This is a genomic window from Sphingomonas sp. Marseille-Q8236 (assembly GCF_965112005.1).
On sequence record NZ_CBCOPO010000001.1, the window covers coordinates 462501 to 488094 of the forward strand.

26 protein-coding genes and 1 tRNA gene are annotated in these 25594 nt (G+C 66.6%); 10 read left to right on the forward strand and 17 right to left on the reverse strand.

What is annotated here, in order from left to right:
• Positions 1 to 67: 67 nt before the first annotated feature.
• A complete protein-coding gene (locus ACWPWT_RS02180) occupies positions 68 to 1591 on the reverse strand; it encodes an aldehyde dehydrogenase (NADP(+)) (protein ID WP_454278368.1) in 1524 nt (507 codons plus the stop codon).
• A gap of 103 nt (positions 1592 to 1694) precedes the next feature.
• Between ACWPWT_RS02180 and ACWPWT_RS02185 the strand changes: the two genes are divergently transcribed.
• Positions 1695 to 2492: a FadR/GntR family transcriptional regulator gene (locus ACWPWT_RS02185; RefSeq protein ID WP_454278369.1), complete on the forward strand. Its 798-nt coding sequence runs from the start codon at positions 1695 to 1697 to the stop codon at positions 2490 to 2492.
• A gap of 63 nt (positions 2493 to 2555) precedes the next feature.
• On the opposite strand, the gene ACWPWT_RS02190 is transcribed toward ACWPWT_RS02185, so the two are convergent.
• From ACWPWT_RS02190 to ACWPWT_RS02200, 3 genes are read right to left on the reverse strand one after another with little or no spacing between them, the layout of a single operon-like run.
• Complete coding sequence (locus ACWPWT_RS02190) at positions 2556 to 3419, reverse strand: SMP-30/gluconolactonase/LRE family protein (protein WP_454278370.1); 864 nt, start codon at positions 3417 to 3419, stop codon at positions 2556 to 2558.
• Between the two features lie 29 nt (positions 3420 to 3448).
• The gene (locus tag ACWPWT_RS02195) at positions 3449 to 4234 is read right to left on the reverse strand and encodes an SDR family NAD(P)-dependent oxidoreductase (protein WP_454278371.1); all 786 of its coding nucleotides are present in this window, start codon (positions 4232 to 4234) and stop codon (positions 3449 to 3451) included.
• A gap of 14 nt (positions 4235 to 4248) precedes the next feature.
• Positions 4249 to 5394 (reverse strand): fumarylacetoacetate hydrolase family protein, encoded by a 1146-nt coding sequence (locus ACWPWT_RS02200; protein WP_261271043.1) that lies wholly within the window; start codon positions 5392 to 5394, stop codon positions 4249 to 4251.
• 204 nt (positions 5395 to 5598) lie between these two features.
• Between ACWPWT_RS02200 and ACWPWT_RS02205 the strand changes: the two genes are divergently transcribed.
• Positions 5599 to 5982: a hypothetical protein gene (locus tag ACWPWT_RS02205; protein WP_454278372.1), complete on the forward strand. Its 384-nt coding sequence runs from the start codon at positions 5599 to 5601 to the stop codon at positions 5980 to 5982.
• Between the two features lie 68 nt (positions 5983 to 6050).
• On the opposite strand, the gene ACWPWT_RS02210 is transcribed toward ACWPWT_RS02205, so the two are convergent.
• Together ACWPWT_RS02210 and ACWPWT_RS02215 are read right to left on the reverse strand one after the other, a co-directional pair.
• A complete protein-coding gene (locus ACWPWT_RS02210; RefSeq protein WP_454278373.1) occupies positions 6051 to 7841 on the reverse strand; it encodes an IlvD/Edd family dehydratase in 1791 nt (596 codons plus the stop codon).
• A 13-nt stretch (positions 7842 to 7854) separates the two neighbouring features.
• A complete protein-coding gene (locus ACWPWT_RS02215) occupies positions 7855 to 8949 on the reverse strand; it encodes an aldose epimerase family protein (RefSeq protein ID WP_454278374.1) in 1095 nt (364 codons plus the stop codon).
• Between the two features lie 183 nt (positions 8950 to 9132).
• On the opposite strand from ACWPWT_RS02215, the gene ACWPWT_RS02220 reads away from it, so the two are divergent.
• The 3 genes from ACWPWT_RS02220 (at position 9133) to ACWPWT_RS02230 (ending at position 12385) form a co-directional block, all read left to right on the forward strand.
• Positions 9133 to 10443 carry a sugar MFS transporter gene (locus tag ACWPWT_RS02220; protein WP_454278375.1) on the forward strand — a complete coding sequence of 437 codons (1311 nt, stop codon included), beginning with the start codon at positions 9133 to 9135 and terminating at the stop codon, positions 10441 to 10443.
• A 149-nt stretch (positions 10444 to 10592) separates the two neighbouring features.
• The gene (locus tag ACWPWT_RS02225) at positions 10593 to 11207 is read left to right on the forward strand and encodes a DUF1826 domain-containing protein (protein WP_454278376.1); all 615 of its coding nucleotides are present in this window, start codon (positions 10593 to 10595) and stop codon (positions 11205 to 11207) included.
• Entirely contained in the window at positions 11186 to 12385 is a 1200-nt protein-coding gene (locus tag ACWPWT_RS02230) for a DUF1624 domain-containing protein (RefSeq protein WP_454278377.1), read from the forward strand. Before ACWPWT_RS02225 ends, ACWPWT_RS02230 begins: the two co-directional genes overlap by 22 nt.
• Here ACWPWT_RS02230 and ACWPWT_RS02235 read toward each other — a convergent pair.
• The 7 genes from ACWPWT_RS02235 to cpdR all read right to left on the reverse strand — a co-directional run bounded on the left by ACWPWT_RS02235 (position 12382) and on the right by cpdR (position 17465).
• Positions 12382 to 13632, reverse strand: a complete 1251-nt coding sequence (locus ACWPWT_RS02235) for a copper resistance protein B (RefSeq protein ID WP_454278378.1) — start codon at positions 13630 to 13632, stop codon at positions 12382 to 12384. The two genes, ACWPWT_RS02230 and ACWPWT_RS02235, sit on opposite strands and share 4 nt — an antisense overlap.
• Positions 13629 to 15437: a copper resistance system multicopper oxidase gene (locus tag ACWPWT_RS02240; RefSeq protein WP_454278379.1), complete on the reverse strand. Its 1809-nt coding sequence runs from the start codon at positions 15435 to 15437 to the stop codon at positions 13629 to 13631. Before ACWPWT_RS02240 ends, ACWPWT_RS02235 begins: the two co-directional genes overlap by 4 nt.
• Positions 15438 to 15485: 48 nt before the next feature.
• The gene (locus ACWPWT_RS02245; RefSeq protein ID WP_454278380.1) at positions 15486 to 16046 is read right to left on the reverse strand and encodes an RNA polymerase sigma factor; all 561 of its coding nucleotides are present in this window, start codon (positions 16044 to 16046) and stop codon (positions 15486 to 15488) included.
• A 10-nt stretch (positions 16047 to 16056) separates the two neighbouring features.
• The gene (locus tag ACWPWT_RS02250) at positions 16057 to 16488 is read right to left on the reverse strand and encodes a periplasmic heavy metal sensor (RefSeq protein WP_261271033.1); all 432 of its coding nucleotides are present in this window, start codon (positions 16486 to 16488) and stop codon (positions 16057 to 16059) included.
• Positions 16488 to 16772 carry a hypothetical protein gene (locus ACWPWT_RS02255; protein ID WP_454278381.1) on the reverse strand — a complete coding sequence of 95 codons (285 nt, stop codon included), beginning with the start codon at positions 16770 to 16772 and terminating at the stop codon, positions 16488 to 16490. The genes ACWPWT_RS02250 and ACWPWT_RS02255 overlap by 1 nt, the downstream gene beginning before the upstream one ends.
• 196 nt (positions 16773 to 16968) lie before the next feature.
• Positions 16969 to 17043 (reverse strand) — tRNA-Val (locus ACWPWT_RS02260).
• A 44-nt stretch (positions 17044 to 17087) separates the two neighbouring features.
• Positions 17088 to 17465, reverse strand: a complete 378-nt coding sequence (gene cpdR / locus ACWPWT_RS02265) for a cell cycle two-component system response regulator CpdR (RefSeq protein WP_261271031.1) — start codon at positions 17463 to 17465, stop codon at positions 17088 to 17090.
• Between the two features lie 148 nt (positions 17466 to 17613).
• Here cpdR and ACWPWT_RS02270 point away from each other — a divergent pair, with 148 nt between their 5' ends.
• Positions 17614 to 18420: an N-formylglutamate amidohydrolase gene (locus tag ACWPWT_RS02270; protein WP_454278382.1), complete on the forward strand. Its 807-nt coding sequence runs from the start codon at positions 17614 to 17616 to the stop codon at positions 18418 to 18420.
• Between the two features lie 346 nt (positions 18421 to 18766).
• Positions 18767 to 19021 (forward strand): hypothetical protein, encoded by a 255-nt coding sequence (locus tag ACWPWT_RS02275; RefSeq protein WP_454278383.1) that lies wholly within the window; start codon positions 18767 to 18769, stop codon positions 19019 to 19021.
• 365 nt (positions 19022 to 19386) lie between these two features.
• On the opposite strand, the gene ACWPWT_RS02280 is transcribed toward ACWPWT_RS02275, so the two are convergent.
• The 3 genes from ACWPWT_RS02280 to ACWPWT_RS02290 form a co-directional block, all read right to left on the reverse strand.
• On the reverse strand, positions 19387 to 19926 hold the full coding sequence (locus ACWPWT_RS02280) for a cytochrome b (protein ID WP_454278384.1): 540 nt from the start codon (positions 19924 to 19926) through the stop codon (positions 19387 to 19389).
• Between the two features lie 4 nt (positions 19927 to 19930).
• Positions 19931 to 20704, reverse strand: a complete 774-nt coding sequence (locus ACWPWT_RS02285; protein ID WP_454278385.1) for a SapC family protein — start codon at positions 20702 to 20704, stop codon at positions 19931 to 19933.
• A 75-nt stretch (positions 20705 to 20779) separates the two neighbouring features.
• Positions 20780 to 22204 (reverse strand): FAD-binding oxidoreductase, encoded by a 1425-nt coding sequence (locus ACWPWT_RS02290; protein ID WP_454278386.1) that lies wholly within the window; start codon positions 22202 to 22204, stop codon positions 20780 to 20782.
• Between the two features lie 67 nt (positions 22205 to 22271).
• Between ACWPWT_RS02290 and ACWPWT_RS02295 the strand changes: the two genes are divergently transcribed.
• From ACWPWT_RS02295 to ACWPWT_RS02305, 3 genes are all read left to right on the forward strand, one after another.
• A complete protein-coding gene (locus ACWPWT_RS02295; protein ID WP_454278387.1) occupies positions 22272 to 22718 on the forward strand; it encodes a hypothetical protein in 447 nt (148 codons plus the stop codon).
• Between the two features lie 121 nt (positions 22719 to 22839).
• Positions 22840 to 24255: a DEAD/DEAH box helicase gene (locus tag ACWPWT_RS02300; RefSeq protein WP_454278388.1), complete on the forward strand. Its 1416-nt coding sequence runs from the start codon at positions 22840 to 22842 to the stop codon at positions 24253 to 24255.
• 7 nt (positions 24256 to 24262) lie between these two features.
• Positions 24263 to 24484, forward strand: coding sequence for a DUF1289 domain-containing protein (locus ACWPWT_RS02305; protein WP_261271022.1), 222 nt, complete (start codon positions 24263 to 24265; stop codon positions 24482 to 24484).
• 97 nt (positions 24485 to 24581) lie between these two features.
• On the opposite strand, the gene ACWPWT_RS02310 is transcribed toward ACWPWT_RS02305, so the two are convergent.
• Positions 24582 to 25349 (reverse strand): enoyl-CoA hydratase/isomerase family protein, encoded by a 768-nt coding sequence (locus ACWPWT_RS02310; RefSeq protein ID WP_261271021.1) that lies wholly within the window; start codon positions 25347 to 25349, stop codon positions 24582 to 24584.
• Positions 25350 to 25594: the final 245 nt, after the last annotated feature.

The following is a 25594-nucleotide window of genomic DNA, read 5'->3' on the forward strand; positions in this document are numbered from 1 at the left end:
TCCTCCCCTTATCGTCTTTTCAACAAAAAGGGGCGCGTCCCCGGTCCGGGACGCGCCCCGCCATTCCTTAGCCCGGCTGGCCGTCGACCAGACGGGGCAGCGTGCCCGCCGCTTCGTCCTTCAGATCCTCAGGCAGCAGCGCCGCGCTGAGGTTCTGATAGGACACCGGCCGCAGATAGCGGTCGATCGCGAGGCTGCCGACCGAGGTCGTGCGCGCGTCCGAGGTCGAGGGGAACGGGCCGCCATGGACCATCGCATGCGCCACTTCGACGCCGGTCGGCCAGCCATTCGCCAAGATCCGCCCCGCCTTGCGCTCCAGCACCGGGACCAGCCGCGCGGCCATGTCGGTATCGCCTTCGTCCATCTGGATCGTCGCGGTCAGCTGTCCCTCGGCCGCCTTGAGCACCGCAATCAACTCCGCCTCGTCGCGGCAGCGGACCAGGATCGACGACGCGCCGAACACTTCATGACCCAGCGCCTCGTCGGCGAGGAAGGCTTCAGCGGTGGTCTGGAAGAAGGCGGCGCGACCGGCGGTGACGCCCTCGCCCACCTTGCCCTGCGCGACCGTCTCGACCTTGTCGTGGCTCGCCAGCGACTCCGACGCCTTGGTATAGGCGGCGTGGATGCCGGGCGTCAGCATGGTCTGCGCTGCCGCGTCGGTCAGCGCGGTGCGTGCCGCCTCGACGAACGCATCCAACCCTTCGCCCTCGATCGCCAGCAGCAGGCCCGGATTGGTGCAGAACTGGCCCGCGCCCATGGTCAGCGAGCCGACAAAGGCGGTGCCCAGCGCCGAACCACGCGCCTTCAGCGCCTCGGGCATCAGCACGACCGGGTTGATGCTCGACATTTCGGCATAGACGGGGATCGGCACCGGCCGCTCCTGTGCGATCTTGACCAGCGCCAGGCCACCCGCGCGCGAGCCGGTGAAGCCGACCGCGGTGATGCGCGGATCGCGGACCAGCGCACCGCCCAGCTCGTTGCTGGGGCCGGTCAGATGGCCGAACACGCCCTTCGGTAGGCCGCAAGCTTCGACCGCCCGCGCGATCGCAGCGGCGACCAGCGCACCGGTCTGCGGATGGGCGGGGTGGCCCTTGACGATGACCGGGCAACCGGCGGCCAGCGCGGACGCCGTGTCACCACCAGCGGTCGAGAAGGCGAGCGGGAAGTTGGATGCGCCGAACACCGCGACCGGGCCCAGCGGCACCATGCGCAGGCGCAGATCGGGGCGCGGCAGCGGCTGGCGGTCGGGCATGGCGGGGTCGATACGGACCTGAAGATAGGCCCCGGCGCGCAGCACCTTGGCGAACAGGCCGAGTTGGCCGACCGTGCGGCCACGCTCGCCTTCCAGGCGCGCGCGCGGCAGACCGCTTTCACGCATCGCGGCCTGGATCAGGTCGTCGCCGATGGCCATGATCTCGGCGCCGATCTTGTCGAGGAACACGGCGCGCTCTTCGCGGCTGGTGGCGCGATAGACGTCGAACGCCTCCTCTGCCGCGGCACAGGCCGCGTCGACATCGGCCGGTCCGTGCACCGCAAAGGCGTCGCCCACCGGCTGGCCGGTGGCGGCGTCGATCGAACGGAAATCGGTCATAGGGGAAGCTCCTTTATATTACTCCGACATATTCATTTGACGGAGTGATGGCAATGTTAAACGTTGTGCGCCAAGATAGGGGCGGAGAGGTGAAACACAGGGAATGAGCGACATCGACAGGCAGGATACCCCCCCTTCCCCGACAGTAGAGACGGGTGATGACGCGACGACGACGGGCACGGCGAATTCGCCCCGGACGCGGCGCGGAACCGGCCGCCGCCTGCACGGCGCGATCGCGCACAAGCTGGGCGCGGCAATCGTGTCGGGCGAGTATCGCCCCGGCGACACGCTGTCGGGCGAGGTCGCCTTTTCCGAAGCGCTCGACGTATCGCGCAGCGCCTATCGCGAGGCGGTGCAGGTGCTGACCGCCAAGGGGCTGGTCGAAAGCCGTCCCAAGACGGGTACCCGCGTCCTGCCGCGCAACCGCTGGAATCTGCTCGACCCCGACGTGCTCGCCTGGGCCTTTTCGGGCGAGCCGGACATTCAGTTCGTGCGCAGCCTGTTCGAGTTGCGGTCGATCGTCGAGCCCGCCGCCGCGCGCCTGGCAGCGGAGCGGCGCGACAAGGCGGATCTGAAGGAGATGCGCGACGCGCTGGCCGCGATGCGCCGCCATACGCTGGCGACCGAGGCGGGGCGGACGGCGGACCGCGATTTCCACAACGCGGTGCTGGCGGCGACCCGCAACGATGCGCTGGTCGTGCTGACCGCCAGCATCGGCGCGGCGGTCGCCTGGACCACCCAGTTCAAGCAGCGTTCGCGCGCGCTGCCCCGCAATCCGGTGCCCGACCATGTGAAGGTCTATGACGCGATCGCGGCGGGCGATGTCGAGGGGGCGGGAGAGGCCATGCGGCTGCTCGTCGATCTGGCGCTGGAGGACACCCGCAGCGCCATGGAGGAATAAGAAGCGGCCCGCCCCGAAAAGGAGCGGGCCGACCCGAGACGCCGGGTTCGAAAGCCAAATGGGTCAGATCGCCGCGCGGTGCACCGGCTTGGCCGGCACGGTCACGCGGAAGGTGAAGATGTCCCCCGCCTGCACCTGCCCGGCCAGTTGTTCCTCCGACAAACCCTGCCGCGCGGTGGTGGCATAGGCGGTGCGGCCATCGGGACCGCCCAGCGCGATCTTGGTGATGTTCGACACCGGGAAGCGGACCTCATCGGTCATCACGCCGTCCGGGCCATAGCGCCGTGCCGCCCAGCCGCCGAAGAAACCGACCCACACGCCGCCCTCGGAATCGCAGATCGCACCGTCGGGATGCCCATCCGCATCGCCGAAGCGCGCAAACTCGGTCGCAGGGCCCAGCGTGCCGTCGCCCAGAATCGGATGCGCCAGGATCACCTTGCCCAGCGTATCGACGTGATAGAGCGTCGAATCGTCCGGCGAGATGGCCGGGCCGTTGGTGATGCACACCGCGTCGGCACTGGTCGGCGTGACCAGCCCGGCGGCCCATTGGAACAAGCGACCCGACAGCGAGGTCTCGTCATTGTCCATCGTACCGAACCAGATACGCCCCTGCCCGTCGACGCACGCGTCGTTGAGGCGGTTGGCGGGCAGATGCGCATCGACCTCCGCCAGCCGCTCGAAACCGCCGGTCGCGGGATCGAAGTGATGCGGCCCCGACTTCAACCCCGCGACGAAACCGCCACGCTGCGCGGGCACGACCCAACCGACCATTTCGGGCGAGGCCCAGTGATCGAGCGTGCCCGCCACCGGATCGTGACGATAGATGCGCTGCTGCTTGATATCGACGAACCACAGCGCGTCATCGACCCAGATCGGGCCTTCGCCCAGCGTCGCACCCACGGTCAGGCAGTGTTGGGCCTGCTGCATCACTCTCTCCTATGCTCTCGCCCGGTTTGTCAGCGCCAACCGGCGTCGATGAAATAATCGTGGCCGGTGCACATCTTCGCATCGTCCGAGGCGAGGAACAGCACCAGCGCCGCCACGTCCGAAGGCTGGATACGCCCGTCCAGGCACTGCGCCGCGACGATCTCCGCCTCGCCTTCGGGCGTGTACCATTTTTCCTGGCGCGGCGTCTGGACGTTGCCGGGAACGATGGTGTTCACCCGGATATTCTCGCGGCCCAGATCGCGCGCGAGACTGCGGGTCAGCCCCTCGATCGCCGCCTTGCAGGTCTGGTAGAGGACCAGATCGTTGAGGCCGAGGTGCCAGCTGATCGACCCGAAGTTCAGGATCGCGCCGCCCCCGGCGCGCTTCATCGCGGGGATCACCGCTTGGGCGGCGAAGAACTGGTGCCGCAGATTGACGTTCAGCCGCTCGTCCCAATAGGCCGGGGTGACGTCTTCGATGTTGTGGCGATCATCATTGCCCGCATTGTTGACCAGGATATCGACCCCGCCCAATGCCGCTTCCAGGTCGGCGAAGACCGTCTTGAGGTGATCGAGATTGGTCAGGTCGCAGCGGCGATGGATCGGCGCATGGCGAGCATCGGCCGACAGCCGGTCGACCAGCGCCTGACTCGCCTCCTCGGCGATGTCGACGAAGGCGACGCGGGCGCCCTGCGCCACAAACGCCTCGACCAGCCCCTTGCCGATCCCCGATCCGCCGCCCGTCACGATGACGCGCTTGTCCATCAGGCTGGGATAGCGTGCGGTCATGTCCGCCGCGCTGGTCTTCTGCAACATTTCGTCCGACTCCGTCACAACAGGCCGCGCCGGGCCAGATTGCGCATCAATTCGCCCAGACCGAAGGTCCAGGCCGGGGCGTCGGCGGAGGTCGTCACCGGGTTGACCAGCGTGCCGAGACGCGGGTTGGTGATGACGACGCTATCGCCGACCTTGTGGGTGAAACCGCGACCGGGCTCGTCGCGGTCCTGGGTCGGCGCGAACAGCGTGCCGAGGAACAGGACGAAGCCGTCGGGATAATGATGCTCGCTCAGCGCCTGTCCCAGAAGGTCCTCGGGATCGCGGCTGATCTGGTCCATCGAGCTGGCCCCCTCCAGCACATAGCCGTCGGTGCCGGTGATGGTCAGCTTGACCTCGCTCGACCGGACATCGTCCATGGTGAAGCCGTCGTCGAACAGGCGGACCAGCGGCCCCAGCGAGCAGGAGGCGTTGTTGTCCTTCGCCTTGCCGAGCAGCAGCGCCGAACGGCCTTCGAAGTCGCGCAGATTGACGTCGTTGCCCAGCGTCGCGCCGACCGCCTTGCCATGCGCATCGGCGACCAGCACCACCTCGGGCTCGGGGTTGTTCCAGGTCGAGTCGGAGCGGACGCCGACCGGCATGCCCCAGCCTACGGTCGAGAGCACCGGCGACTTGGTAAAGATCTCCGCGTCCGGGCCGATCGCGACCTCCAGATATTGCGACCACAGCCCCTCGGCGATCAGCGCATCCTTGAGCTGCGCGGCTTCGGGCGAACCGGGCACCACCGAGCGGATATTGCCGCCCAGCGCCTGTTCCAGCGTCGCGCGGAGTTCGGCCGCCTTGCCATAATCGCCGCGCGCGCGCTCCTCGATCACCCGCTCCAGCGCGGAGACGGCGAAGGTCACGCCCGCCGCCTTCACGCATTGCAGATCGATCGGCGAGAGCAGGCGATGGGCCGCACCCTGTTCGGGTGACAGGTTCAGTTCGGTCAGTTCGCCCAGCGCCTCGCCCTGCGATGCATCGACCGTGCCGCCCGCCAGCAGCGCGGAGACGGTCGGTGCGACACGGCTCATGTCATAGGCCTTGCCGCCCTTGACCAATATGGGACAGGGACCTTCGCCCCGGTCGATCCGACCGACAAAACGCCCCTCGCGCCAGTCTTCCGGCAGCGCACTGATCAGGTCGGTGAATTCGATCGGCATATATCCTCTCCGCATACTTTGTTAGCGGTATCGATTGGTGTGGTTCACAGGTCAAGGTCTCGTTCGAAACAGTCGCGGGCTTTGCCCTGGCTGTACCAAAGCCGGCAACATGGTTTGGCCTCACGCGGCGATTCGCATATGGTCGGTTTTGGTATTAATCCTGTCATCGCCCGGAATGCGATGGAAATGCGTCGGGAGAGCCGGATGACACCAGAAAAGGTCGAGGACGCCGCATTCGCGATCGCGATGGGCGATCATCACATCATCCATGTCCGGGCGCGCGGGATTTGGACGCCAGACATTGCGGACCGTTACTGGCCCGCCTTCCACCCTTTCCTGATCGAGTCTCGGGCGCATCTCGGCCATGCAAAGGCGCTGATCGACCGGCGGGGCGCGCCGATCATGCCGATGGCGATGGTCGAGAAGATGCGCGAGGGCATCGTCACCTATTATGCCCCCGGCGACCGCCTTGCCCTGGTCGTCGATTCCAGTCCGCTCAAGTCGCAGGTGCGCCAAAGCTATCCGCTGGAAAATCTCGACGCCTTCCTGTCCTATGGCGCCGCCCTGGCCTGGCTGGAGAATAGCTGACCGCTGGGTCAGGCCCGAGCGGACCGAGCGATGGGGTATTCGCTCGATCCGCTCGTTCTTGCCTGCTCTTAGTGGTTGTCGCGCGGAAGGCCCTGGGTCTGGGCGATACGCTGATACTTCTCAGCGCCCTCCAGGATTGCGCCGGTCGACATCTGGCCGACCACCGAGCGCTGGATTTCCTGCCACGGGGTCTGCGACGCGGGATATTTATACCCGCCCGCCGCCGCGAGGGTCTTGCGACGCTCGGCCAGTTCCTCGTCGGAGATGAGGATGTTGGCGGTGCCCTTGTTCAGGTCGATGCGCACCCGGTCGCCGGTCTCGATCAGCGCCAGGCCGCCCATCGCCGCCGCTTCCGGGCTGGCGTTCAGGATTGAGGGGGACCCCGACGTTCCCGACTGACGCCCGTCGCCGATGCAGGGCAGCGAGTGCACGCCCTCGGTGATCAGATAGGCGGGCGGGCGCATGTTGACGACTTCCGCCGCGCCCGGATAGCCGATCGGCCCCGCGCCGCGCATGAACAGCAGCGTCTGCGGCGTGATGCCGGTCGCGGGATCGTCGATCCGGTGGTGATAATCCTCCGGCCCGTCGAACACGACCGCCGGACCTTCAAAGGCATCGGGATCGTCGGGGTTGGACAGATAGCGCTCGCGGAATTCCTCCGAGATCACGCTGGTCTTCATCACGGCGGCGTCGAACAGATTGCCCGACAGGACGATGAAGCCCGCTTCTTCTTTCAGCGGCTGGGCGAAGGGACGGATGACCTTTTCGTCCTCGATCGCCTTGCCACGGCAATTTTCGCCCATGGTCTTGCCGTTGACGGTCATCGCGCCCTCGTGGATCAGCCCCTGCTCGATCAGCTGGTTGACCACGGCGGGCACGCCGCCCGCACGGTAATAATCCTCGCCCAGATATTCGCCCGCCGGTTGCAGGTTCACCAGCAGCGGGATCTTGTGCCCCTCGGTCTCCCAGTCCTGCACGGGCAGGTCGACGCCGATATGGCGCGCGATGGCGGCCAGGTGGATCGGCGCGTTGGTCGAGCCGCCGATCGCCGAGTTCACCTTGATCGCGTTGTGGAACGCTTCCTTGGTCAGGATGTCGGAGGGCTTCAGGTCCTCGTTCACCATCTCGACGATGCGCTTGCCGGTCAGATACGCGACTTCCTGGCGATCGCGATACGGCGCGGGGATCGCGGCCGAGCCGGGCAGCGACATGCCCAGCGCCTCGGCCAGCGAGTTCATCGTGGTCGCGGTGCCCATGGTGTTGCAATAGCCGGTCGACGGCGCCGACGAGGCGACCAGGCGGATGAACTCCGCATCGTCGATCTCGCCCGCCGCCAGCATCTGGCGCGCCTTCCAGACGATCGTGCCCGAGCCGGTCCGCTCGCCCTTGTGCCAGCCGTTAAGCATCGGCCCGACCGACAGCGCGATCGACGGGATATTGACGGTGGCGGCGGCCATCAGCGCGGCCGGGGTCGTCTTGTCGCACCCGATGGTCAGCACCACCGCGTCGAGCGGATAGCCGTACAGCACCTCGACCAAGCCCAGATAGGCCAGGTTGCGGTCGAGGCCCGCGGTCGGGCGCTTGCCGGTTTCCTGGATCGGATGGACCGGGAATTCCAGGACGATGCCGCCCGCCTCGCGCACGCCCTCGCGCACCCGCTCGGCCAGCACCAGATGGTGGCGGTTGCAGGGCGAGAGATCCGAGCCGGTCTGCGCGATGCCGATGATCGGCTTGCCCGACTGAAGCTCCTCCAGCGACAGGCCGAAGTTCAGATACCGCTCCAGATAGAGCGCGGTCATGTCGATATTCTCGGGATTGTCGAACCAGGCGCGGCTGCGCAGTTTGGGCATGTCGGTCATGTCAGGCTTTCGGTCAGCGAACGGTGGAGAAGCGGTAGATCATGGTATGCCGGTAGGGCTTGCCGGGATCGACGCGCGGCGAGACGAAATCGGGCTTGTTGGGCGAGTCGGGGAATTTCTGCGGCTCCAGCGCGATGCCGTCGCCCATGCGGTACAGATGGCCCTTCTTGCCGACATAGGTGCCGTCGAGGAAATTGCCCGTATAGAATTGCACGCCCGGTTCGGTCGACAACACTTCGAGCACGCGGCCCGACGCCGGGTCCTCGAGACGCGCGGCCAGTTGCGGCGTGGCGGTCAGGCCCTTGTCGAGCGCGAAATTATGGTCATAGCCCTGGCCGTAGCGGATCTGCTGGTCATTGCCGTCGCGGATGCCGTCGGCGACGACGCGGGGCGCACGGAAATCGAACACCGTGCCCTGCACCGGCTTGCGCTCGCCGGTCGGGATCAGCTTGGTATCGACGGGGGTATAGGCGGCGGCGGGAATGGTCAGCTTGTGGAAGGTCGCGCCCAGGGCCGAGCCCTCGCCGTTCAGGTTGAAGATCGCGTGGTTCGTCATGTTGACGATGGTCGGCTTGTCGGTCTTCGCCTCGAACGCGATGGTCAGCGACCCCGCCTCGTCGAGCGAATAGGTGACGGTGGCATCGACCTTGCCCGGATAACCCTGATCGCCATCGGGGCTGGTCAGGGCCATGACGACGTTGGCGGTCGGGCCGTCCTTCATCGACACGATCCGCCACAGATGCTTGTCGAAGCCCTTGGTCCCGCCATGCAGCGAATTGACCTTGTCGTTCAGCGTCAGCTGATAGGGGCGCCCGTCGAGCGTGAAACGGCCACCGCCGATGCGGTTGGCGAAGCGCCCCACCGTCACGCCGAAGAAGTTCGGATGGTTCACATAATCCTCGGCCTTGTCATAGCCGAGCAGCACGTCGGCCAGCTTGCCCTCGCGATCGGGCGCCATCACCGACTGGAGCGTCGCACCATAGGTCAGCACGCGCGCCGACAGCCCGGCCTTGTTGGTCAGCGTCACCGACTCGACGCCCGTCCCCTCGACCGAATAGCCGGCGGGCGCACGCTTTGCCTCGCTCGCCAAAGCGGCCGTAGAAGTCATTGCGGAGGTTACCGCTACCAAAGTAAGAAAGCTCTTGATTGACGCCATCGACATGCCTCATCCCTCCGTCGCCCGACGCCATTGACGCGCCTTAGGCATCACTATAGTCAGACAAAATATCAGGAGCAAGCCGGTCGACGAACATCTTTTGATGATGATCACCGGTCCGTAGGAGAGGAATGCATGGCCGCACCCGTCACGTCCCGCGCCACCGGCGCACAGCCTGTCGGAGGAGGGACGACCAATTACGGGTCGGCATTGACCCTGCTGGCCAGCCTGTTCTTCATGTGGGGCTTCATCACCGTCATCAACGGGACGCTGCTGCCGCATCTGCGCAGCGTGTTCGAGCTGAGCTATTTCCAGGCTTCGCTGATCGAGAGCGTGTGGTTCATCGCCTATTTCTTCGCCTCCATCCCTTCGGCCAAGCTGATCGAGCGGATCGGGTATCAGAAGTCGCTGGTGACCGGGTTGCTCATCATGGCGGCGGGTGCGGTCGGCATGATGCTGGCGGCATCGCTGCCCTCTTACGGCGTCACGCTGCTGATGCTGTTCGTGATCGCCAGCGGCATCACGCTGCTGCAGGTCGCGGCCAACCCCTATGTCGCCGTGCTGGGCCCGGCGGACACGGCGTCGTCGCGCCTCAATCTCGTCCAGGCGATGAACTCGATGGGCACGATGCTGGCCCCGCTGTTCGGCGCTTATCTGATCCTCGGCCGGTCGAAGGGCGGCACGGCCGAAGCCGGTAGCGCCGCGCTGACCCAGGCCGAACGCCTGGCCGACGCCCATGCCGTGGTCCTGCCCTATGGGCTGGTCGCGGTCGTGCTGGTCGTCCTCGCCCTTGTCATCGCCCGCTTCCCCCTGCCCGCCATGGGCTCGGCGACCAGCCGCGTCGCCAAGGAGGATCGCAAGAACCACTCGCTGTGGAAGCATCGCAATCTGGTGTTCGGCATCGGCGCGATCTTCATCTACCTGATCGCCGAGATCGGCGTGGGCAATTTGTTCGTGAACTTCGTCAGCCGCCCCGACATCGGCAACATGACCACCGAGGCCGCGGGCCGTTACCTGACCCTGCTCTGGGGCGGGATGATGGTCGGTCGCTTCGTCGGCTCGGCGATCATGCAGAAGGTGCCCGCCGGGACCGTGCTGGCCGTCTTCTCGATCGGCGCATTCATCGTGATGCTGGCGACCGTCTTCACCACCGGCACCGTCGCCATGTGGTCGCTGATCCTCGTCGGCCTGTTCCACTCGATCATGTTCCCAACCATCTTCACGCTCGGCATCCGTGGCCTGGGTCCGCTGACCGAGGAGGGTTCGGGCCTACTGATCATGGCGATCGCGGGCGGCGCGCTGGTCGCGGTGCATGGCTGGCTGGCCGATCATTACGGCCTGCAGGAGTCGTTCCTGCTGACGGCGGTGTGCGAACTCTACATCCTGTTCTACGCACTTTGGGGGTCGAAGCCGACCAACGCCTTCCCCGACGAAGACGCGGGCTGATCCGCGTCGCTTCGGCAGACGGACGGATGGGGCGGTGCCGAAAGGTGCCGCCCTTTTCCTTATGGACGTGCCCGCCCCTGACGGTCTTTCGCTCTCTGACGCCATCTGGTAATGTTACACCGTAACACTGATGACTGATGATGGCAGGCGTGATCCAGACCATAGAATTCGAAGCTCCCCGCACGGCCCCCATTTTGCCCGATCATGTGCGTATCGGCGGTGACGCCTCAATCCTCGGCAGGATCGACGATCCGGCCGTGACCCTCGCCATCTGGCAACGCGCCTCCCCGCTGCCCCGCCCGACGCTGGAAGACTTTCCGGCCCTGCGTTTCGCCTGTGACATGCGATCGGTCGCGCACCGGATCGCGGAGGCGCTCGCGCCACTGCGGCCGCGCGATTGGCATCACCTGCTCGCCGCCGACGCGCAGCATCTGGCCCTGCATTATGCCGCGCTCACCGGGCAGGACCGGGTGGAGGTGCGGATCGAGCGGGTAACGGGCAATGGCTGCTGGAAATTTCATGCCGACTATGTCGCGCTTCGCCTGATCACCACCTATTGCGGACAGGCGACCCAGTGGCTGCCCCAGGGCGCGACGACCGACACCGAGCCCCGTGCGCTGTCGGCCGGAGACGTCGGGCTGTTCAAGGGGCGCGAGCGCGCCGGCGACCAGGCAATCATCCATCGCTCGCCGCCGATCGCGGGGTCGGGCGAGGATCGGCTGCTGCTGGTCATCGATGCCGAATGGCCGGAGCGGGAGGCGTGACCAGCTTGGCCATTCCCCATGACGCGGCCCGGACGGTCGCGCGCCCCGCCGCCACGACCACTCGGCTGACCGGCATCGACGCGGTGCGCGGGCTGGTCATGGTCATCATGCTGCTCGACCATGTGCGTGACACCTTCTGCACCCATTGGCAGGTCGGCGACCCGATGGACACGCGGGTCGTTGCCCCTGCCCTCTTTTTCAGCCGGACGCTGGCGTCGCTCTGCGCCCCGACCTTTATCGCGCTGACCGGCCTGTCGGCGTGGCTCTACGGCCAGACGCACAGCCGTGCGGAGACGAGCCGCTTCCTGCTGACGCGCGGCCTGTTCCTGATGCTGCTGGAGGTAACGCTGGTCAGCTTCGCCTGGTCGGGGCGGTTGCCGCCGCAGACCCTGTGGTTGCAGGTCATCTGGGCGATCGGCGTGTGCATGATCGCGCTGGCGGGGCTGATCCATCTGCCGCGCATTGCGATCGCCATGATCGGGGGCGTGATCGTTGCGGGGCATAACCTGCTCGACCCCGTCGTCTTCACCCCCGACAGCCCCTGGTCCGAACCTTGGGCGATGATCCACCAGCGCTCCGCATTCGCCTTCATGGGGATCACGATCAAGACGAGCTATCCGGTCCTCCCCTGGATCGGCGTCATCGCGCTCGGTTATGCGATCGGCCCCTGGTTCCAACGCACGGCCCAAGAGCGGCGGCGCTGGCTGGCTTCGCTGGGCTTCGCCCTGATTTTTGCCTTCGTTCTGCTTCGGACGATCAACGGCTATGGCGATGTCCCCTGGGCGCGGGTGCCGGGCGATACGCTGCGCAGCGTCATGAGCTTTCTGGCGCTGACCAAATATCCGCCATCGCTTCTGTTCCTGCTACCCACCCTGGGCGTCGCCGCGCTGCTGCTCGCATCGTTCGAGGGGCGTAAGGGCCCGGTGACGCAGACGCTGGCGGTAATGGGCGGGGCGCCGATGTTCTTCTATCTGCTCCATCTCTACGTCCTGCGCATCCTGTATACCGGCGCGATCGCGATTTGGGGGCCCAATCACGGGGAGGTGTTCGGCCTTCCATCGGTCGGGGCGATGTGGCTGATGTACCTGCTGCTGATCGTACCGCTTTACGTCCCGACCAAATGGTTCGCCGAGTTGAAGCGCCGCCGCCGCGACCTGCACTGGCTCCGCTATCTCTAGAACCAGCTACGGATACCGAGCACCAGCGCTGCACCGCCCCCGCCGCCCGCGCCGTAGCGCCGCTCCCAGTTGACGCCGACATAGGGCGCGAATTCGCGTGCGACCTCGTAGCGGAGGCGCAGGCTCAGTTCGAGGCTGGAGACGCCCGCCGTGATCCCCTGCTCGGGGACGTCCTGTGCGGCCAGATTCACCTCGGCGCGAGGCTGCAGGATGGCGCGCTGGGTGATGCGCTGATCGATCCATGCCTCGGCCCGGCCATGGAGTTCGCCCTTGTCGGACAGGAACAGCGTGGCTTCGACGTCGAACCAATAAGGGGCAAGCCCTTCGACGCCCAGCACCGCATAGGTCCGCCGCGCACCGACGCCCACATCCTGCCGGACGCCCGCCTGTACGTTCCAATAGGGGTCGATCGCCCGGGAATAGAGCCCCTGCACCTCCGCGGCGCCGATCCGTCCGCCCAGCGTGCCCTCCCCCTCTGTCTTGACGACCAGCCGGTCGACATCGCCGCCGAACCAGCCCTCGCCATCCCAGCGATAGCCGTCGCGGCCGTCGCGCCATTGCACCTCGGCCAGATTGAAGAGAATCTGCGAAAAGCGCATGCCGCCATGCTCCATCCGCATCTGCCGATCGGCGGCCGCCATCGTGGCGGGGTCATAGAAGCGATCCGCCGCCCGGTCCCCGGGGGGTGCTGGCGGCGGCGCATGGCCTATGGCCTGCTGCCCGTCGGCCATGCCGGGCATGGCGCCGTGATCCATGACCATCTCGGTGCCCATGGCGGTGCCCGGCTGGCAATGTCCCATCGCCGCATGCTCGGGAGGACAGGCAGGCGCGGCGGCGGGCGCCATGCCCGGCATCGCGCCATGATCTTGGCCCGACATTCCCCCCGCGGCGTCCGCCCCCGGCTGGCAATGCCCCATCGCCGCATGCTCCGCCGAGCAAGCGGGTGCTGGCGATGGCATGGTCATGGGTGGCATCGCCTCGTGAGCCATGCCGTCATGCTCCCCGATCGGGGTAGCGGCAGTCGGGCGGCAATGCCCCATCGCTGCGTGCTCCGCCGAACATGATCCCGTCCGGGCAGGCCGAACCCCACCGGGCTTGCCTCGCTTGGCCGGCGTCGACGAACCACCCCGCCGGGGCTTGGGAGTGGCCACAGGCTTTGGCTTTGCCATGGGCATCGTCATGCCGGGCATGGCCATGCCCTGATGCTGCATCGTCGGATCGGCGAGCATCAGCATCAGCGCGATCATGCCGCCGCCTCCCCGCCGGCGTCCGGTCGCACGGTGACGACCTGCATCATTCCCGCATGCATGTGATACAGCAGATGGCAGTGAAAGGCCCAGTCGCCCTCGGCATCCGCCGTCAGGTCGAAGCTGGCTGTGCCGCCGGGTGCGACATTGACGGTATGCTTGCGCGGAGCATGATCGCCATGTCCCGTCACCAGCTCGAAGAAATGGCCATGAAGATGGATGGGGTGCGCCATCATCGTATCATTGACCAACGTCACGCGGACCCGCTCGCCCAGCCGGAACGGAATGGGTGCGGTCACCGCGTTCAGCTTCACCCCGTCGAACGCCCACATATAGCGTTCCATATTGCCGGTCAGGTGGATGGTCAGCGCGCGGGACGGCACCCGTCGATCGGGATTGGGGGCAAGGCTCACGAGATCGCGATAGGTCAGCACGCGGTGCCCGACATCGGCCAGCCCTTGCGGCGGCTCGCCCGTCCGGTCGACCGGCATCGGCGACACCGTCTGGACGACGGGCGTACGCGGCAGGCCGGGCGCATTGGCGAAGTCGCGCATGTCGTGCTTCATCGCGCCGTGGTCCATCGTAGGCGCGGTACCGGGCTGGCAATGCCCCATGGCGGCATGCTCGGGGGTGCAGCCGCCGCCCTCTCCACCATGGTCCATCGTGCCCATATACCCCATCCCCATATCCTTCATCGTCGCCAGCGGACGCGGGCGGAGCGCGGGCACGGCGGCGACCATGCCAGGGCGCGGGGCCAGCGTCCCCCGCGCCATGCCCGAACGGTCCCACGCCTCCGCCACCAGCGTATAGGCGCGGTCCTCGGTCGGCGTGACGATCAGGTCATAGGTTTCGGCGACCGCGATCTGGAGTTCGTCGACCGCGACGGGCCGGACATTCTGCCCATCGGCCTGCACCACCTGAAGCGACAGGCCCGGTATCCGCAGGTTGAAGTTGGTCATGGCCGAGGCATTGACGACCCGCAGCCGCACCCGCTCGCCCGCCGCGAACAGGCCGGTCCAATTGTCCGCCGGACCATGACCGTTGATCAGGTAGCGATAGGTCGAACCCGTCACGTCGGACACGTCGCTGGGATCCATCCGCATCGCGCCCCAGCGCAACCGCTCCGCCAGCGGCTGGTCCCGCCCCGCCAGCAGGCCCGACACCGACTGCTTCTGATAGTTGAAATAGCCGCCCTGCAGCTTCAACCGCCGAAAGATCGCATGGGGATGGAGCGGGCTGTGATCCGACAGGACGATGACATGCTCCCGATCGGACAGGATCGGATCGGGACCGGCGGGATCGATGACGATGGGGCCGTAATGCCCCTCCTGCTCCTGCAAGCCCGAATGGCTGTGATACCAATAGGTCCCCGCCTGCACGACCGGGAATTCATAGGTGAAGCGCCCGCCCGCCGGAATACCGGGAAAGCTGATTCCCGGCACTCCGTCCATCTGGAACGGCAGGAGCAGCCCGTGCCAGTGGATCGACGTCTCTTCATCCAGCGTGTTGACGACCGTGATCCGCGCCTTTTGCCCCTCCCGCAGGCGGATCAGCGGCGCGGGGGTCGCTCCGTTGATCCCGATCGCATGATAGGGTTTGCCGTCGATCCGCATCATCTGCCGCGCGACGGTCAGGGTCACGTCCGGACCGGTCAGCATCTCACGCGGGTTTGCCATGGCGGCCGGTCCATGCGCCAGCCCGCCGCCATGGCTCTGTGCCCAGGCGGGCAGTGCCGCCAGGGCACTCAGCCCCATGCCGCCGGCCAGAATCTCACGGCGGCGGATCGAAATCGCGGTGTCGGTCATGCCCCTTATACGCGCGGGCTGGGCCGCCCCCTCACCCATGGCGGAAATTCAGGGAATGGCATCGCGCAACGCCGCGCGCGCACGGCGAATGCGAAGCTCGATCGCCTTGACGCTCAGGCCCAGCGCTTCGGCCGCCTCCATCTGGCTTAGCCCCTCGATCGCGCAGAGGATCAGCGGCACCCGCAACGCCTCGGGCAGGTCGTCCAGCGCCGCCAGCGTCCGCGCCAGCGAATCGCGCTCGATCGCCGCTGCTTCGGCTCCGATCCGGTCATCGGCGACCGCCGCGGCCGCCTCGACCGGCAAGACACGCGACAGCATCGCGCGCACCCGCCGCCGCCGGGCCCAGTCCCGGCATTTGTTGAGCGCGATCCGGCTGAGCCAGGCGCGGAGCGAGCGCGTCTCGTCGAAGCGTGCCAGCGCGTCATGCGCCGCGACGAAGCTCTCCTGCACCAGATCCAGCGCCTCGTCGGCGTCGCGGACATGCGCCAGGATCAGGCGGTAGAGCGCCGCCTTGTGCCGCGTGACGATCGCCGCATAGGCGCCGGGGCGGCCGCTCCGCGCCAACGCCACCAGATCGCCATCGGCCAGTCCCGCCAGATCGCGGCTCACCCCGCCCGGCTCAATGGTCGCTATCGGTCAGCTTGGCCACGACCAGCCGATCGAAGGTCGCCGCCTGATCCGGGCGCAACTGCGCGCGCATGGCAAAGACATGCGCCAGCGTCGCCTTTTGCAGATCGCCCATGCTGTGATGGACGGCGTCGATCGCCTGGGTGACACGCGGACCATCGCGATGCTCGGCCTCGATCGCTGCCGCCAGCCGCGCATTGTCACCACGCAACCGCGCCTCCAGCGTCGCACGGGTGGCGGCAAACCGCGCCTCCAATCGGTCGAGCGCCACATTCTGCGCCGGATCGAGCGGAATTTCGTGATGAACCAGCGTGTGGAGATCGCTGGCCTGCGGCTCGGCGGGCATCAAAACCCGGCACCCGATGGCCACTCCCGCCAACGCGGCGACAAAGGCGATGACCAACGTCAGGAGATTCTGTCGCATCACCGCCCCAGCAGCAATGTCGAGGGCGCCAGCCCCGCATCCAGCGCGACGAGTGCGACGGGCCGCTCCCGTGCCTCGATCCGCCCCGCCATCACCCCGCCCCCGGCCAGCCCCAGCAGCAACGCCGCGCTACCCGCGACGGCCATGCCCCGCAGGGAGGATGACCGGCCGGCCGGCACGTCCGCCCGGATGGCCGACACCACCCGGTCCTCCAGCTCATGCAGGGAATCCGGCGGCGCAAGGCTGGCCAGCCGGGCAAGATCTCGGTCGAAGGGATCGGTCATGATCCCATTATACGCAAAATCCCGCCAATCCCCTCATGCACGTTTCGCGCAAGGGCGATGACTCGTTGCCCCCGCAACGCTCCGGGGCTCAATGGATGTCATAAAGACGGCGAGATACCGAAACCCGCCAATCGAAGCGACCAGCTCGCCAACAACAAAAACCCCGCTAAGCCTATTGGCCTAGCGGGGTTTTCGATGGTGGGCGTGGCAAGGATTGAACTTGCGACCCCTGCGATGTCAACACAGTGCTCTACCACTGAGCTACACGCCCGCCGGAGGCCGGCCAATTAGCAGGTTGTTCGGGGCTGGCAACCCCTAAATTGCGCCATCGACCGAATCTGCGTGAAAAAGTCGGTCGACCTCCATCACCAGGTCGCGCAAGTGGAAGGGCTTGGAGAGGACGCGGGCGTTGGGCACGGCCTGACCGGCCTTCAGCGTGACGGCGGCAAAGCCAGTAATGAACATCACCCGCAGGTCGGGGACGATCGCGGCGGCGCGCTGGGCCAGTTCGATGCCGTCCATTTCGGGCATCACGATGTCGGTCAGCAACAGATCGAAGCGCTCATTCTCCAGCAGCGGCAAGGCCGCCGTCCCGCGATCGACCGCCGAAACCCGGTAACCCGACCGGGTCAGCGCGCGGGTTAGATATTCGCGCATGACGTCGTCGTCTTCGGCCAGCAGGATGTGAAACATGTCGTGATTCCGATTCATCTTGGCGTCGAGCTTAGCGAAAAGCTGGTTAATATTTCCAGTCCATTGCGCCCTTTCCCGGCCCGACCTACTGTCCCGCACAATGGCCAGCCCAAACCCCGGCGCATCTTTTCAAAGCCTTTGCGGACCGATGGCGGGCCCGGTCGTGATTTCGGTGCCGCATGGCGGGCGCGATTATCCCCCCACGCTGATCGAGGCGCTGCGCGTACCGGTGTCGGCCGTGATGGGACTGGAGGATCGATTGATCGATCGGGTCGCCCTGGCGGCACGTCGGCACGAACCGACGCTGTTCCAGAGGCTGCCCCGCGCCTGGATCGACCTCAACCGGGACGAGGAGGAACGCGATCCGGTCATCGACCTGGGGGCGAGACCACAGGGGCGCGCTTCGGCGAAGTTGCGCAGCGGCCTGGGGCTCGTGCCGCGCCGGGTCGCCGGGCATGGCGACATCTGGACCCGCCGCTTCACCGATGCGGAAATGATCGAGCGGATCGCCGCCGATCATCGCCCCTATCACCAGGCACTCTCGGATGCCCTGGCGGAGGCCAGGGCGCAGTTCGGCGTGGCGGTGCTGCTCGACCTTCACTCGATGCCGCCGCTGGGGGCCGCCAACCTCATGCCACGGATCGTCATCGGCGATCGTCATGGGCTGACGGCTGACACGCGCTTTGTCCGGCGGATCGAGGCCGAGGCGCGCGCGGCGGGCGTCCCGGCGACGCGCAATACGCCCTATGCCGGGGGCCATATCGTACAGCGGCATGGTGCACCGCGTCGAGGACTCCACGCGATCCAGCTGGAACTCGATCGTTCGCTCTATCTGGACGAAGCGCTCGAGGCGCCGGGGGCGGGCTTCGACGCGACGGTAACGCTGGTGCGCAATATATTGTCCGCCCTCAACGCCGAGGCGCTGGGCCAGCCGGTCGCACTGGCGGCGGAATAGCCCATACAAAAAACCACCTCGCACAAAGGGGGAGGAGCGCGAGGTGGCCAAGGTTCAGGGAGGAGACACGCTGAAAGCGTGTCATACGACATCGCGAAAGGGGGGACACGACGTCGTACAGGATATAAATAAGAAGGGGCCTATTTGGTTCAACCCCGCATCGCACAATTCGTCATTTTTTCGTCACGGGTGATGGCGGAACCGGCGCACGGCTTCCCTGCATGAGGCGAGCCCCGGCGAATCTGGTCTGTAGATCCGGAAGCTGCCAGTCTGCCGACGTCCATTGCTTGCCGCTCCCGGACGGGATTCGCTTGCTGCCGAATGGCCGATCCCCCGGTGTCAACCAATGCCGAATGACAGCGCTTACCAGGGTGGCGGAACCACGGGAGGAAAGCTCGGCTGCGCGGTGGAAGCCATCACCGGCCTGCCCCTTCTTGGTGCCGCATTTATCTATGCTTCGATGGGGCATTGCATCCCGGAAGCGGATTGCATCGATGGCTGGAAGATGATCGCAGCCGCCGCAGCCATATCCGGGATCATTGGCGTCGCCGCGAGAGGCACGATCAATGCCTTCCTTCGCTATCGACAACGCGGCCGTTGACGCCCAGAAGCGGACATTCGCCGTACGGGCGATACTGAGGTATGAAAATGCCAAGCCCCGCCGCAAGTTGTCTCATCATTGGCGCGCGATCATCGGTGCGGCGTTATGGGCTTTGGGCGATCGGACCAGCGCGATCGTGCTCTTGGCAGCAGAGGCACTCGCTTGGGCTGCACTCTATGCGCTCGTTGGGCGCGAGCGCTAACGTCCGCCTTCCCCCCATGTTAGCCGTACTGATGTTTTGGGCCTTAGTCCGCTGACGCCCAATCCGGCCATTTGGGCTGCTCCTGAGCAATGGATCATGGAGCGATGGTTCCCTAGCGCCCAATCCGTCGGGGGCATCGCCTCGGAAAGCCGGGCTAAGCAGCTCAGCCTATGCGAAAACCCATACGCGCCAGAAGACCGTCGCGCAGCAGATAGTGATGGCGCAGCGCCGCCGCGACATGGATCGCCACCAGCGCCAGCATCACCCAGCCCAATATCTCATGCGCTTCGTGACCGAGCCCGGCGGCGGCCTTGCCGATCGGCAGGGGCGGCACGTCGAACAGGCCGAACCAGCTGACGGGACGCGGTACGTCGCGGCCGGACCCCATTGCCCAGCCGGTCATCGGCATGGCGATCATCAGGAAATAGAGCGTGGCGTGGACCGCATGGGCGCTGCCCCGCGCCCAGACGGGGATCTCTGCGGGCAAGGGCGGCGGGCGGTGTCCCAGCCGCCAGACGATCCGCGCGGCGGTCAACGCCAGCACGGTCAACCCGATCGCCTTATGCAGCGGAATCGTCCCCTGCAACAGGCTCTCATGGAGAAGCCCGATGGCCAGATTGGCCACGACCAGCGCCGCGATCGTCCAGTGAAAGACGATCGCGACCTGGCTGTAGCGCGGACTGGCGACGACCGGTCCGCGCATCGGATCAGCCGACCGGCTGAAGCTGGGGCTGCGGCGTCTTGCCCAGCTGCGCCTGACGGGCGAAGATGTCGCGCATCAGCGACAGCGAGAAGAGGTGCGCATAGAGCAGCGGGAGCATGCCCGACTGGCTCATCTTGCGCAGCTGGTCACCGCGCAGGTCGACCAGCTTTTCCTCGTTGATCATCTGGAAGCCGCGATAGACGAAGGGCTGATCCGCGCCATCCGGCTGGATCGAGACTTCACCGTCCATCAGCAGACCCATTTCGGTCAGCTCGGTCATGAAGTTCTGGGTGCGGGCGCCCGCCTGTTCGAACGATTCGTTGAACGACAGGATGTTCTTGGTCAGCTCGCTGGGCTGGTTGCCGTCGAACAGGGCATCGCCCTCGTCGAACGCACCGATGGTCGGCGAGGTCGGATCGAAGCACAGCGACAGCTCTTCCGCCTCGGGACGCAGCCTGGCCAGCATATAGGGATAGCGGCGGATATAGGCCGGGACGTAGAAGTTCGTCTCGGTCAGGCGGCCTTCGTCGTCGACGAAGACGTTGACGCCTTCGTTCAGGCCCATCAGCGCCAGCGGGATCGGCTGCTCACCGACCGAGAAGACGATCGGCATGAAACGCTGCACCAGCGGGAATTCGTCGACGGTGACGGGAATCGCGTGCTGGCCGACGAGGAAGGGCGCCGTCTCCTGCGGACGAACCTTGTAATTGGCGTGCGCCTCGCTCGAAAGCGGCTCCAGGCCATTGTAGAAAAGGGGAAGGGACGGCGCGCTGGCCATGATGATCTCCAAAAACTCAAGTCACGCGAGCCCCCCGGCCGCGCGTCCTGGCCCCGTGTCTATGGGGCCGGAGCCTTATGCGCAAGCAATCAGCTTGCCCGGATTGAACAGGCCGTGCGGATCGAGCGCCGTCTTGATCGCGCGGATCGCCGCAACCCGTTCCGGCGATAGGCGGGCCAGTTCGTCGCGCTTCATCTGGCCGATGCCATGTTCGGCGGAGATCGTACCCCCCGCCGCCATGACCAGATCATGGACGAAGCGGGTGATGGTCGCGGCCTGCTCGGCATAGAAGCGGTCGCGATCGGTGCCGGGGGCGGCGCGGACATGGAAATGGATATTGCCATCGCCGAGATGCCCGAAGCCCGAGGCATGGGTGCCGGCAAAGCGCGCATCGCATGCCGCCGCCGCCTCCACCATGAAACGCGGCATCGCCTCGACCGGCACGGCAATGTCGTGCTGCACCGCCGGGCCCAGCGCCCGCTCGGCATCGGACAACGAATGGCGGAGAAGCCAGAACGCCTCGCTCTGCGCTTGCGATGCGGCGATTACCGCATCGGTGGCGATGCCTTCGGCCAGCGCCCTGCCCAATTGCGTCTCCAGCATCGCGGCCGGATCGACGTCGGGGTCGCCCGTCACGGCCTCGATCAGGACGTGCCAGGGATGATCGGTTTCCAGCGGACGGCGCGCACCGGGCAGATGCGCGACGGCGGCGGCCAGGCTTTCGGCGGGCATGATCTCGAAACTCTCGATCATGTCGCTCGCCGCCTGCAACCGGCGGAGCAGCGCCAGCCCGGCCGCGGGATCGGCCAGGCCGACCCAGGCGGTCGCGCTGGCCGCGATCCCCGGTGCCAGCCGCAGCGCCGCCGCCGTGACGATTCCCAGCGTCCCCTCCGCCCCGATCAGCAACTGCCCCAGATCGTAACCGCGATTGTCCTTTTTCAGCGCCGACAGGCCGTCATGGAGTGTCCCGTCGGGCAGCACCGCCTCTACCCCCAACGTCAGCCCGCGCATCGTGCCGAACCGCAGCACCTGCGTTCCGCCGGCATTGGTCGACACCAGCCCGCCCACAGTCGCATTGCCCTTCGCCCCCAGGGTCAACGGGAAGCGTGCCCCCTCCCCCTCGGCGGCGGCGTGCAGATCGGCCAGGATCACGCCCGCCTCGGCCACCACCATGCGGGCGTCGGCGTCGATGCGGCGAATTCGGTTCATCCGGCGGGTGGAGAGGATCACCGCCGATCCGTCGCCCGGCGGGGTCGCCCCGCCGACCATCGAGCTGTTCCCCCCTTGCGGGACCAATGGGACCCGATGCTCGGCCGCTGCGCGCAGTACCGCCTGAACCTGCCCGGTATCGGCGGGCGCGAGGATCGCAGGGGCGTAGCCTGAAAAGCGACGGCGCCAGTCGACTTCCCACGGCGCGATCAGCGCGGCGTCGGTGACGATCCCCTTTTCGCCCAAAATAGGCGACAGGGCATGGATCAGGGCGGTCTGGGCGGGGTTCATGATGCATCCGCCTAGGCCAGGTTCATAAAGCGTTCAACGATGGGTCTTATGAAGGGCTCTTGCTGACATGTTGCGCCGCACACGAAACCTCGCCGCCATCGCGTCGATGACGCTGACGACGCCCGCTCTGCTGGGGGCGGCGGATGCGCCGGTGCGTGTGCAATATGCGCAGATGATCCTTCGCGAGCATGTCGTCATCCGCGTGCCCCGCACGCCGATCCGCCCCGCCGCCCCGATCCGCTGGAAGGAGCGCAAGGGCCCGCGCTGTATCCCCGCCCAGCAACTGGCCGGGGCCCTGCCCGGCGACGAGGGGACGATCGACATCGTCCTGACCGGTGGCAAGCGGGTGCGCGCCAAGCTGGCCCGTGCCTGTCGGCAGATCGATTATTATTCCAGCTTCTATATCCGCCCTGGGCTGGACGGACAGATTTGCGCCGACCGCGACCCCATTCGCACCCGAGCCGGACAGACCTGCGAGATTCAGCGCTTCCGCCTGTTGACGCCCATCCGCTGACCGGGCCGCAATGCTCCCGATTCGGGAGAAAACTTGACTTTTCCCGCCAAATCCGCAAGCGCCCGAAAGCTGCTGGGCGAGCGCGGGGCGATTCCCATCCCGCCATATCTCGGAAAACTGCATGAGCTTTGCCGATCTCGGCCTCTCCGACGAACTCCTGAAGACGGTGAACGACGCCGGCTATACCGAGCCGACGCCGATTCAGGCCTCCGCCATCCCGTCCGTCCTGATGATGCGCGACATCATCGGCATCGCCCAGACGGGCACGGGCAAGACCGCCTCCTTCGTGCTGCCGATGATCGACATATTGGCGCATGGACGCAGCCGCGCGCGCATGCCGCGCAGCCTGATCCTGGAGCCGACGCGCGAACTCGCCGCGCAGGTGGCCGAGAATTTCGAGAAATACGGCGCCAACCACAAGCTTTCCATGGCGCTCCTCATCGGCGGCGTGTCGATGGGCGACCAGATCAAGGCGCTGGAAAAGGGCGTCGACGTGCTGATCGCGACGCCGGGCCGGTTGATGGACCTGTTCCAGCGCGGCAATATCCTGCTGACCGGCTGTTCGATGCTGGTCATCGACGAGGCGGACCGGATGCTCGACATGGGGTTCATCCCCGACATCGAGGAAATCTGCACCAAGCTGCCCTCGCAGCGCCAGACCCTGCTCTTCTCCGCGACCATGCCGCCGCCGATCAAGAAGCTGGCCGACAAGTTCCTGGACAACCCCAAGACGATCGAGGTGGCCCGCCCCGCCTCGACCAATATCAACATCAAGCAATGGGTCGTACCCGTCGCGCCGCAGTCGTTCGAGAAGCGCAAGCGGCTGCGCCAGCTGCTCCAGCAGGACGAGGTCCGCACCGCGATCATCTTCTGCAACCGCAAGACGACCGTGCGCGAGTTGAACAAGTCGCTCAAGCAGCACGGCTTCCGCTCGGGCGAGATTCACGGCGACATGGAACAGCCGCAGCGTCTGGCCGAGCTGGAGCTGTTCAAGCGGGGTGAGGTGAATATCCTCGTCGCATCGGACGTTGCCGCGCGCGGGCTGGACGTCAAGGGCGTCAGCCATGTGTTCAACTTCGACGCGCCCTGGCATCCGGACGATTATGTCCATCGCATCGGCCGCACGGGTCGCGGCGGTGCGACGGGCGTCGCCTACACCTTCGTCGCGCCCGACGATGCCGAGAATCTCGACAATATCGAGAAGCTGACCGGACAGAAGATCGATCGCCTCGAACTCCCCGCCCCCGCCGAGGAAGAGCGCGCGCCGCGCCGGTCTCGCCGCGATCGCGGCGCACGTCAGGCCGAGGCGGAAGCGCCCGCTCCCCAGGCCGAGGACGCGCCTGTTCTCCAGGCCGAACAACCCCGCGCCCGGACGCCGCGTCCGCGCCGCGAGGAACCCCGGTTCGAGGAACCGCGCGCACCGCGTGCCGAAACCCCGCACCGCGACCGTCGTCGCTCGGGCGGCGATGAGGCGGCGGACGATAATGGCTGGAACGGCCCGATCCCGGACTTCCTGAAGGTTTCGTTCGGACTCTGACCGTCCCATGTCGCTCGACATCATCAGCTTCGTCGAACCGCAACCGGTGGACCTTGCCAGCCCGTGCGTCCTGGTCTGCACGATGGACAAGGCCACCGGCTGGTGCCTGGGCTGCGCGCGGACGATCCGTGAAATCTCCAACTGGAGCGCCAAGCCCGCCGAGGAACGCCGCGCGATCCTGGCCGCGCTGCCCGCGCGCCAGGCCGAACTGGCGGCGCGCAAAGGCTGAGGCCCAACCGCGACTCCGCTGCTGATCCGCGCTTGCCGACAATCCCCCACCGCCGTTCAGGCTGAACGACGGGTGGGGGCTTCGGTGAATTGCCGTATTACCGTCCCACGAACCGCCCCGGTCGCCGCTCGGCAACTGCGCGCACCCCTTCGGCGAAATCCTCGGTCCGCATCAGCTTCGCCTGTTCGGCCAGTTCGTGATCGGTCGCCGCCTCGACCAGCGCCCGCAGATCGCCGCGCAGCGTCCGGCGGGTGGCCGCCACCGCCAGCGGCGCGGCCGCTGCGATCTCCTGCGCCAGAGCCAGCGCCGTTTCGTCCAGCGCCTCGGCAGACACAAGCTGATCCACCAGACCCCAGCGCTCGGCTTCCTCGCCGCGAATGCGTCGGCCGGTCAACAGCATCATCGCGGCGCGTTGCCGCCCGATCACCCGCTCCAGCACCGCCGAAATCCCGAACCCCGGATGCAGCCCCAGCGCCACAAAGTTCGCCACAAACCGGGCCTCGGGCGTGGCGATGCGGAAGTCGGCGACCAGCGCGAGGCCCAGCCCCGCGCCGACCGCCGCCCCCTGCACCGCCGCGACGATCGGGGTCGCCACGCCGAACAACCGCGCCGCCGCCATGTAGAAGGGGCTGCGCTCGCCCTCCGGCAAAGGATCGGCGACCGGGTTGGCGTTGACCAGATCGGCCCCCGCACAAAAAACCCTACCCTCGGATCGAAGAAGAATTGCCCGAACCGCAGGATCGGCATCGGCGGCATCGAACGCATCCGCCAATTGCGAAATGGTTCCCAGTCCCAGATGATTATTTGGCGGATTCCGTAGCGTTATGATCGCGACAGGTCCGTCATGGCGAATTTCCACATTCATACAGTCCTCATAGCGCGATAGTCTGGCACGACGCCACCACCATACCCGTTGCTCGAAAGTCACACCCGCCGCGCTTCGTACCGGAACCTATCATCAGGTGCTTGAGTGGCCCGGCAGGTCGGGACTAGATGACCTCCATGTCATGATGATCGGCCGGCACAGGTCGACATCGGGCATCTGGAGCCTGCGGGCTCCGTGCCGGGAGAGGATGCCGGGCGGCCCGATGGCGGGCCGCCCCTTCCTGC